Raw genomic sequence first — 9,003 nt, forward strand, 5'->3', positions numbered from 1 at the left:
GACCGAGCCTGCCTTCGCTGCCGTGGCGGTCCAGCGCGCGGGCGCGCCGAGAAGGAAACCGCCGCCCGCAGCAGTGCCAATGTTCTGCGGGCGGCGGCGCGTTTCAAGCCGTTCGGGCCGGCGACCCGCCGGCGTGGCGTCCGCGCCACGCCCGCCGCTGCGCGGGCGCGGCGAGGATTGGCGTCAGGCGGCCTCGGCGGCCTCCCGCATGGCGCGGGCGGAGAGGAGGCGCGCCATCGCCGCGTCGCGCCGCTCCGGCGCGGCATCGGCGGGCAGCGCGGCGAGCGCCGCCTCGGCCTCGCGCAGCCGCTCCTCGGCGGCGGAGCGCGAGAGGGTGGCGACCGGCGTCGCCTCGTCGGCGAGCACCGTGCAGCGCGCCGGCGTCACCTCGGCAAAGCCGCCGGCGACGAAGAGGCGCTCCGTCTCCTGCCCGTTCTCGCGCACGCGGATCACGCCGCCGCGCAGCGCAACGATCATCGGCGCGTGGCCGGCCAGCACGCCCATCTCGCCCTCGGCCGAGGGGATCACCGCCATCTCGACGTCGCGGCTGAGCAGCAGCCGCGCCGGGGAGACGAGCTCGAAGCGGAAGGTGCCCCCGGCCATCTCACGCGGCCGCCTTCAGCGTCTCGCCCTTCTTCACCGCCTCCTCGATGGTGCCGACCATGTAGAAGGCGGCCTCCGGAAGGTGGTCGTACTCGCCGGCCACGATGCCCGCGAAGGAGCGGATCGTGTCCTCGAGCTTGACGAACACGCCCGGCGTGCCGGTGAAGACCTCGGCGACGTGGAAGGGCTGGGAGAGGAAGCGCTGGATCTTGCGCGCGCGCGCCACGATCAGCTTGTCCTCCTCCGACAGCTCGTCCATGCCGAGGATGGCGATGATGTCCTGCAGCGACTTGTAGGTCTGCAGGATGCGCTGCACCTCGCGCGCCACCCGGTAGTGCTCCTCGCCGACGATCCGCGGGTCGAGGGCGCGGGAGGTGGAGTCGAGCGGGTCCACCGCCGGGTAGATGCCGAGCTCGGCGATCTGGCGCGAGAGCACCGTGGTGGCGTCGAGGTGGGCGAAGGAGGTGGCCGGCGCCGGGTCGGTCAGGTCGTCGGCCGGCACGTAGATCGCCTGCACCGAGGTGATCGAGCCCTTCTTCGTGGAGGTGATCCGCTCCTGCAGCGCGCCCATGTCGGTCGCCAGCGTCGGCTGGTAGCCGACCGCCGAGGGGATGCGGCCGAGGAGCGCGGAGACCTCGGCGCCCGCCTGGGTGAAACGGAAGATGTTGTCCACGAAGAACAGCACGTCCTGGCCCTGCTCGTCGCGGAAGTACTCCGCGAGCGAGAGGCCGGTGAGGCCGACGCGGGCGCGCGCGCCCGGCGGCTCGTTCATCTGGCCGTAGACGAGCGCCACCTTGGATCCTTCGGTCGAGCCGTCCGGGTTCAGCTTGATGACGCCGGCGTCGATCATCTCGTGGTAGAGGTCGTTGCCCTCGCGCGTGCGCTCGCCCACGCCCGCGAAGACCGAGACGCCGCCGTGCGCCTTGGCGATGTTGTTGATCAGCTCCTGGATCAGCACCGTCTTGCCGACGCCGGCGCCGCCGAACAGGCCGATCTTGCCGCCCTTGAGGTAGGGGGCGAGCAGGTCCACGACCTTGATGCCGGTCACCAGGATCTCGGCCGAGGTGGCCTGCTCCTCGAAGGGCGGGGCCTCGCGGTGGATGGTGTAGCGCTTCTTCGCGTTCACCGGGCCGCGCTCGTCGATCGGCTCGCCGATGACGTTGAGGATGCGGCCGAGCGTCTCGGGGCCGACCGGCACGGTGATGCCGGCGCCGGTGTCCACCACCTCCTGGCCGCGCACCAGGCCGTCGGTGGTGTCCATGGCGATGCAGCGCACCGTGCGCTCGCCGAGGTGCTGCGCGACCTCGAGGACGAGGGTGCGGTTGTCCACCTTGGTGTGCAGCGCGTTCAGGATGGCGGGCAGCTCTCCGGGGAACTGCACGTCCACGACCGCGCCGAGGACCTGGGTGATCTTGCCGACGTTGTTCTTCATGGCGCGTGTTCCTTCAGACCGCCTCGGCCCCAGAGATGATCTCGATCAGCTCCTTGGTGATGTTGGCCTGGCGCGTGCGGTTGTAGTTCAGGGTCAGCCGGTCGATCATCTCGCCGGCGTTGCGCGTGGCGTTGTCCATCGCCGTCATCTGGCTGCCGTAGAAGCCGGCCGCGGATTCGAGCAGCGCGCGATAGACCTGGACGGCGAGGTTGCGCGGCAGGAGCTGGTTGAGGATCTCCGCCTCGGTCGGCTCGTACTCGTAGAGCGCCTGCGGCCCGCCGTCCGCCCCGGGCGCGCCGGTGCGGGGGGCCTGCTCCTCCTCCACCGCCGCCGGGATCAGCCGCTGCTCGGTCGGCACCTGGCTGACGACGCTGCGGAAGCGGTTGTAGATCAGCGAGCAGGCGTCGAAGGCCTCCTCCTCCAGCATCGCGGCGATGCGCCCGGCGATCTCCTCGGCGTCGCTGAAGGCGACCGTCTTCTTGCCGAGCATCGTGATCTCGCCGACGAAGCGGTTGGCGAACTCGCGCTTGAGGTAGGTCGCGCCCTTGCGCCCGACGGTGAGCAGCTTGACCTGCTTGCCCTCCGCCTCGAGCGCGCGGATGCGCGCGCGGGCGAAGCGGCCGACATTGCTGTTGAACGGCCCGGCGAGGCCGCGATCGGCGGTGACGACGACGAGAAGGTGCACCCGGTCGCGCCGCGTCCCGACGAGCAGGCGCGGCGCGCTCGGGCTGCTCGCCACCGCGGCGCCGAGGGAGGCGAGCATGCGCTGCATCCGTTCGGCATAGGGGCGCGCGGCCTCGGCCTGCGCCTGGGCGCGGCGCAGCTTCGCCGCCGCGACCATCTTCATGGCCTGCGTGATCTTGCGCGTCGACTTCACCGAGTTGATGCGCGAACGCAGGTCCTTCAGGCTGGGCATCGGTCGGCTTCCCGGCCCTGCCGCTCAGGCCACGAAGGACTTGGCGAAGTCGTCGAGGAAGGAGACGAGCTTCGCCTCGGTGTCCTTCGAGATCTCCTTTTCGGTGCGGATCGCCTCCAGGATGCCGGGGGCGCGCGACTTCATCTCGGAGATCATGCGCCGCTCGAACTCGCCGACCTTCGTGGTCTCGATCCGGTCGAGGTAGCCGCGGGTGCCGGCGAAGATCGCCACCACCTGCTCCTCCACCGGCACCGGCCGGTACTGCGGCTGCTTGAGCAGCTCGGTGAGCCGGGCGCCGCGCGCGAGCAGCGCCTGGGTCGAGGCGTCGAGGTCGGAGGCGAACTGCGCGAAGGCCGCCATCTCGCGGTACTGCGCGAGCTCGAGCTTGATGCGCCCGGCGACCTGCTTCATCGCCTTGATCTGCGCCGCCGAGCCGACGCGGCTGACCGAGATGCCGACGTTCACCGCCGGGCGGATGCCCTTGTAGAACAGCTCCGTCTCCAGGAAGATCTGCCCGTCGGTGATCGAGATCACGTTGGTCGGGATGTAGGCCGAGACGTCGCCCGCCTGGGTCTCGATCACCGGCAGCGCGGTGAGCGAGCCGGCGCCGTGGTCGTCGTTCATCTTCGCCGCGCGCTCGAGCAGGCGCGAATGGAGGTAGAACACGTCGCCGGGATAGGCCTCGCGCCCGGGGGGGCGGCGCAGCAGCAGCGACATCTGGCGGTAGGCGACGGCCTGCTTCGAGAGGTCGTCGTAGAAGATCACCGCGTGCATGCCGTTGTCGCGGAAGAACTCGCCCATGGCGCAGCCGGAGTAGGGGGCGAGGAACTGCATCGGCGCCGGGTCGGAGGCGGTGGCGGCAACGACGATGGAGTACTCCATCGCGCCGTTCTCCTCGAGCGTCTTGACGAGCTGCGCCACCGTCGAGCGCTTCTGCCCGACCGCGACGTAGATGCAGTAGAGCTTCTGCTTCTCGTCGCCCGAGGCGTTGACGCCCTTCTGGTTGATGATCGTGTCCACGATCACCGCGGTCTTGCCGGTCTGGCGGTCGCCGATGATCAGCTCGCGCTGGCCGCGGCCGATCGGGATCAGGGCATCAATGGCCTTGATCCCGGTCTGCACCGGCTCGTGCACCGAGCGGCGGGGGATTATGCCCGGCGCCTTCACCTCGACGCGGCGGCGTTCGGTCGCCTGGATCGGGCCCTTGCCGTCGATCGGGTTGCCGAGCGCGTCCACGACGCGCCCGAGCAGGCCCTTGCCGACGGGGACGTCCACGATCGAGCCGGTGCGCTGCACCGTGTCGCCCTCGCGGATCGCCTTGTCGTCGCCGAAGATGACGACGCCGACGTTGTCCACCTCGAGGTTGAGCGCCATGCCGCGCAGCCCGGCGGCAGGGAACTCCACCATCTCGCCGGCCATCACGTTCTGCAGGCCGTAGCAGCGCGCGATGCCGTCGCCCACGGTGAGCACGGTGCCGACCTCGGCGACGTTCGCCTCGGTGTCGAAGCCCGCGATCTGCTGCTTCAGGATCTCCGAGATCTCGGCGGGACGGATCTCCATCTCAGGCGGCCCCCTTCATCGCGTACTGCAGGCGCTGCAGCTTTGACTTGATCGAGTTGTCGTAGAGGCGGGAGCCGATCCTGACGATCAGCCCGCCCAGGATGCCCGGATCCACGTGCTCCACCAGCTTCACGCCGGCGAAGCCCGCCTCGGTCAGCCGCGCGGCGATCTGGGCGCGCTGGGTGTCCGTGAGCGGGTGGGCGGAGGTCACCTCCGCGGTCTGCTGGCCGCGCCGCTCCGCGAGCAGCGCGCCGAAGGCCTGCGCCACCTGCGGCAGCGCGGCGAGGCGGCGGTTGGTGATCAGCACCCCGACCAGGTTCCGCACCTCGGTGCCGATCCCGGCGCGCTCCAGGACCGCGAAGGCGCCCCTGCGCTGCGCCGCGGCGTCGAGGCGCGGGTCGGCGACGAAGGCGCGGAAGGCGGCGTCGTCGCGCCAGAGGGCGAACAGCCGCTCGAGGTCGGCGGCAATGCGGTCGGCGATCCCGGGCTCCGCCGGCCGCCTCTCGTCGGCGAGCGCAAGCAGCGCCAGCGCATAGCGCGCGGCGAGGCCGGTCGGGTTGGGCGGGTGGGGCGAGGCGGAAGCGATGCTCTCTGCGGCGGAGGCCACGGGTGTTCCCGGTCCTGTTCGTTTCGGCGGCGCTCGGGGGAGACAACGGGCCGCGCGAGGGCTGCGCGCGAGGGTCCCCCGGACGGCGGCGCGCCCTTACCATAGCGTTAGGTGCATCGCAACCGACCTTCCCCCGCCGCGCCTGCCCCTCCGGGCGCGGAGCGGGAGGCCGCCCAGGAGGCCGTCGGGCGCCGCGCTTCGCGGAGCGCCGAAGCGCGGCCTTCCGCCGCCCGCTAGGCTACCCGGGCGCAGGCGGACAGGCGGAGGCGGAGAGCGTCGTGCGCGTCTTCTTCGGCTGGAAGGTGGTCGCGGCGGCCTTCGTCCTCGCCGTCTTCGGCTGGGGCATCGGCTCTTGCGGCCCTGCGGTCTTCCTGCACGCGCTGCGTACGGAGCGGGGCTGGCCCGTGGCGGTCGTTTCGGCCGCGATCGCCTGGCACTTCGTTTCCGGCACGGCGGTGATCGCCCGGCTGCCCGCCGCCCATCCCCGCTTCGGCGTGGCGGCGGTGACGCGGGCGGGGGCGATGGCCCGCGCGCGCGGCCTGCTCGGCTGGGCCCTCGCCGCGGAGCCATGGCGGCTCTTCCTCGCCGCGCCGGTGACGGGGGCCGGATGGGCGGCGACCGGCGGGGTCGCGGTGAATGCCGTGGTTGCGCCCTGGTTCGAGCGGCGCCGCCCGGCGGCGCTTGCGCTTGCCTACAACGGGGCGAGCGCGGGCGGCGCGCTGTTCACTCCGCTCTGGGCGGCGCTGATCGCGGGGCACGCTTCCTGGCCGCGGTCGCCGTGGTGGATGCGCTGGCGGCGCTGGTGCTCCGGGCCGCTCGCCGGCCGGTTCTTCCGGCCGCAGCCCGCCGCACTCGGCCTGCATCCGGACGGGGAGAGGCGCCGCCCCTTCCGCGTGCCGCGCGCGCGCCGCCGCGGGGCGGCGCGCCGGTTCGCGATGTGCGCTTCATCACGCTGGGCCTGGCCTTCGCCGTCGCGCTCTTCGCCCAGCTCGGGCTGGTGACGCAGCTCTTCTCGCTGCTGGTTCCGGCGCTGGGCGAGGCCGGCGCCGGTGGCGCGGTCAGCCTGCTGACGGTGTGCGGCGTGCTGGGGCGGACGGCGCTCGGCGCGTTGCTGCGTCCGGGAGCGGCGCGGGTGGCCTCGGCGCTGAGCCTCGCGGTGCAGATCGGCGGCATGGCGGCGCTGCTCGCCGCTCTGCCGGCCGGTTCGGTGCCGCTGCTGCTGGGCTGCGCGTTGTTCGGGCTCGGGCTCGGCAACCTCGTGTCGCTGCCGCCGGTGATCGTCCAGGCGGAATTCCCGCCGGCCCTGGTCGCGCGCACGGTGGCGCTGGTGGCGGCGGCGAACCAGGCCTTCTACGCCTTCGCCTCGGCCGCCTTCGGCGCCCTGCGCGAGGCGCTGGGGGACGGCGCGGTGCCTGCAGCGGCGGCGTGCCAAGCGGTGGCGGCGCTCGTGGTCCTGGCGGGGCGGCGGACGGGGAGAGGGAGGCGGTGAGGGCCGCCGGGGGGCGCGGGCGCAGACATCAGGCGGCCCACCGCGAAGATGCCCCAGGCTCAGGCCGCGCGATTCGGCTCAGTCCCGTTCCCCTTGCGGCAGGGCATCGCGGATGCGCGCGATCAGCTGATCGGGGCCGAAGCCGCGATCGGCGAGGTCGGAGGGGAGCAACGTGATCGCCTCCGGCAGGCGGCGCGGCAGGCGGCGCATGTCAAGTGAGCGGACGACGGCGAGCGCGTCGGCGTACAGGTCCTCGATGTCGAGGTGCCGGGCCATGCCGGGCTGGTACTTGCGCCGGGCCTAGCCGAGGAAGCTTGCCGCCTCGTTGCGCCACTTTCGCGCCGCCACATGCTCCGGCCAGGCTACGCCTTCAGCGCGGGCTCGATGGCAAGGGCGAGGAGCGAGCGCACCGCTTCGAGCTGGCTCTTGCCCACGTCCTCCACCTCCTCGATCACCTGCTCCCAGTCCACGTCGTTGACCCGCTCGCCGGCGGCGACGCGGCGCAGCCGGTCGGCCTGGGCGCGGGACCAGGCGAGGATGTCGCGGTGGTAGAGGTCGTCGGGCATGGGGCGGCGATGCTCCGACGCGGAAGCTAGGCGGCGTCGCGGTTGGGCGCCACCGGGAAGGGGCGTCAGCGGATCGGCTGAGGTGGCCCCTCGGTGGGGTTCCAGGTGAAGCGCGTGACCTCGGGCGCCTCCATGAACGCGTCCGAGATATCGGCACCGGTATCCATCGAAAGCAGGGCCCAGGCCGGGTCGAGCAGTAGCCGCTTCGCCGCGTCGAGGTGCTTCAGGTCGAGGAGCGGAACCACGTAGAACCACTCGGCCTCAACCGGTGGCTCCTTGAGCCATTCCTTTTCCTCTTCAGGATCGCCGATCCATACAAACGCCCGTTCGGCAATCAGCGCGATCTCGGCGCGGCTCGGCGGCCACTTCCAGTTGCCATTCGTGTGGAAGTCCCAGCCCATGCCCCTTCCAGGCAGGCCCCAGGCCACGACCGCGCAAGGATAACCGAGGCTTTCCGCCAAGCCTTCCGGACGTCCGAAATCGAGCAGGATCGAAAGCTTCCCGACACGCCGCCTCGACCCCCTTCCGGCCCGGTTCTCGTATGCTGGGAACGTGATCCAGGTGCTATCGCAAACGTATTCGCCGCTGTCGTACGTTCCGTCCCACTCGCTCTCGCCGAAGGCAACCCGTCGGTCACCCGGCTTCCCGCCCAGCTCCTTCTCCAACGCTTCGAACAACGCGTTCGTCTCAACGCCGACTTCGCGGACGATCCGCACGGCTTCGAGCAGCACGGATTCCTCGCTGGACATGAACATCCCCCTCTCATCCCTGCCAGAAGATCGGCGCCCTGAACCGGGGACCCTTGCGCGGCCGGCGGAAATGCCGGCGTTGATCGAAGAACAGATAGCCCTTGCAGATCGTCGCCAGCCGCCGACGCCACAGGACACTGAAGCCGTCGAATGGCACGTGCCCGACCCGGCGCAGCGCCGTGGCTACGTGCCGGCACCAACGCTCCGCCGGAGTCTGCCCGGCTGCTGCGTGCCGTGCGGCGCGCGCGGCCAGCTCCGACCACAGCAGCACCGAACGTCGCTCCGCCCATCCGGCAAGATCGGGGTCGCCGGCGCGGGTCTCGTCGTCCTTGTCCAGCGCCCGCTTCTGCCGTAGGTAATGGTCGGCGAGGATGACGTGCATCGTCTCCCACCCCGGACCGACGCGGCGGAAGTTCCGCCACTGCTCCGCCGCCTGGCCGGAGCGCAGTGCACCGCCGCCGTGCTTCACCTCGAGGATCAGCCGGAAGCGCGCGCCGTTCCTGCGGCCGTCGGCGATTAGGTCAGGAATGTTCCCCGCCTCTTCGTCGCGCGGCCAGAGCAGAAGGCGCTCCAGCTCGATCGCTGCATCCGCCTCGCGCTCAGGCAGAAGGAGCGCAAGGCAGCGTCCCGCCTCCTCGGGCGGCATGTAATCGAGCGGTTCGAACAGCAGGCCCGTCAGGACATCATCATGCAGCTTGTTGGGCTTGCCGATGCGATGGACTCGCCGTGCCAGCGTCTGTGCCATTGGCAAATCGTAACGGGGGGTGGAAAATCAAGCGCCACCTAGGCTCGGGGCTCGATGCCCGAGCCAGAAGGTGACGGTGGCGGCCGGCGTGATGGCTGCGAAGAAGGTGTGCGCGCAGCGGTCGTGACGCCTGGCGATGCGGTGCCAGTCTTTCGGCCGGCCGAACATGATCTCGATACGGTGGCGCTGGCGGTAGAGCGCGGGGTCGTGCGGGATGGGCCGCTTGCGCGAGCGCGTCGAAGGGATGCAGGGCGTGATGCCGCGGTTTTGCAAGGCGGCGCGGAAGCGGGCGCCGTCGTAGCCGCGGTCGGCGATCGGCTCGCGGGCTGGCGGCAG

Annotated in this window: 12 protein-coding genes; 2 read left to right on the top strand and 10 right to left on the bottom strand. The window is 71.5% G+C overall.

Features of this window, described 5'->3' with window-relative positions:
• Positions 1–183: 183 nt before the first annotated feature.
• The 5 genes from atpC to atpH are packed head-to-tail and all read right to left on the bottom strand — an operon-like array spanning position 184 to position 5,118.
• A complete protein-coding gene (atpC, locus tag K1J50_RS04740; protein WP_220116287.1) occupies positions 184–603 on the bottom strand; it encodes an ATP synthase F1 subunit epsilon in 420 nt (139 codons plus the stop codon).
• 1 nt (position 604) lies between these two features.
• Complete coding sequence (gene atpD, locus K1J50_RS04745) at positions 605–2,035, bottom strand: F0F1 ATP synthase subunit beta (RefSeq protein WP_220116288.1); 1,431 nt, start codon at positions 2,033–2,035, stop codon at positions 605–607.
• 13 nt (positions 2,036–2,048) lie between these two features.
• Positions 2,049–2,951 carry a F0F1 ATP synthase subunit gamma gene (locus K1J50_RS04750; RefSeq protein WP_220116289.1) on the bottom strand — a complete coding sequence of 301 codons (903 nt, stop codon included), beginning with the start codon at positions 2,949–2,951 and terminating at the stop codon, positions 2,049–2,051.
• 24 nt (positions 2,952–2,975) lie between these two features.
• On the bottom strand, positions 2,976–4,511 hold the full coding sequence (gene atpA, locus K1J50_RS04755; protein ID WP_220116290.1) for a F0F1 ATP synthase subunit alpha: 1,536 nt from the start codon (positions 4,509–4,511) through the stop codon (positions 2,976–2,978).
• A gap of 1 nt (position 4,512) precedes the next feature.
• Positions 4,513–5,118 carry an ATP synthase F1 subunit delta gene (atpH, locus tag K1J50_RS04760; protein ID WP_220116291.1) on the bottom strand — a complete coding sequence of 202 codons (606 nt, stop codon included), beginning with the start codon at positions 5,116–5,118 and terminating at the stop codon, positions 4,513–4,515.
• 278 nt (positions 5,119–5,396) lie between these two features.
• Between atpH and K1J50_RS04765 the strand changes: the two genes are divergently transcribed.
• Both K1J50_RS04765 and K1J50_RS04770 read left to right on the top strand, forming a co-directional pair.
• Positions 5,397–6,119, top strand: coding sequence for an MFS transporter (locus K1J50_RS04765; RefSeq protein ID WP_220116292.1), 723 nt, complete (start codon positions 5,397–5,399; stop codon positions 6,117–6,119).
• The gene (locus K1J50_RS04770) at positions 6,056–6,607 is read left to right on the top strand and encodes an MFS transporter (protein WP_220116293.1); all 552 of its coding nucleotides are present in this window, start codon (positions 6,056–6,058) and stop codon (positions 6,605–6,607) included. Before K1J50_RS04765 ends, K1J50_RS04770 begins: the two co-directional genes overlap by 64 nt.
• A 78-nt stretch (positions 6,608–6,685) precedes the next feature.
• On the opposite strand, the gene K1J50_RS04775 is transcribed toward K1J50_RS04770, so the two are convergent.
• The 5 genes from K1J50_RS04775 to K1J50_RS04795 form a co-directional block, all read right to left on the bottom strand.
• A complete protein-coding gene (locus tag K1J50_RS04775; RefSeq protein WP_220116294.1) occupies positions 6,686–6,883 on the bottom strand; it encodes a hypothetical protein in 198 nt (65 codons plus the stop codon).
• A gap of 86 nt (positions 6,884–6,969) precedes the next feature.
• Positions 6,970–7,173 (bottom strand): DUF29 family protein, encoded by a 204-nt coding sequence (locus K1J50_RS04780; RefSeq protein WP_220116295.1) that lies wholly within the window; start codon positions 7,171–7,173, stop codon positions 6,970–6,972.
• 65 nt (positions 7,174–7,238) lie between these two features.
• Positions 7,239–7,928 (bottom strand): hypothetical protein, encoded by a 690-nt coding sequence (locus K1J50_RS04785; protein ID WP_220116296.1) that lies wholly within the window; start codon positions 7,926–7,928, stop codon positions 7,239–7,241.
• Positions 7,929–7,935: 7 nt separating this feature from the next.
• A complete protein-coding gene (locus K1J50_RS04790; protein WP_220116297.1) occupies positions 7,936–8,667 on the bottom strand; it encodes a hypothetical protein in 732 nt (243 codons plus the stop codon).
• Between the two features lie 27 nt (positions 8,668–8,694).
• Positions 8,695–9,003, bottom strand: a 309-nt coding sequence (locus K1J50_RS04795; protein WP_220116298.1) for a transposase, incomplete at its 5' end; no start/stop codon positions are given.

The organism is Caldovatus aquaticus (assembly GCF_019458025.1).
Taxonomy (GTDB): Bacteria; Pseudomonadota; Alphaproteobacteria; order Acetobacterales; family Acetobacteraceae; genus Caldovatus; species Caldovatus aquaticus.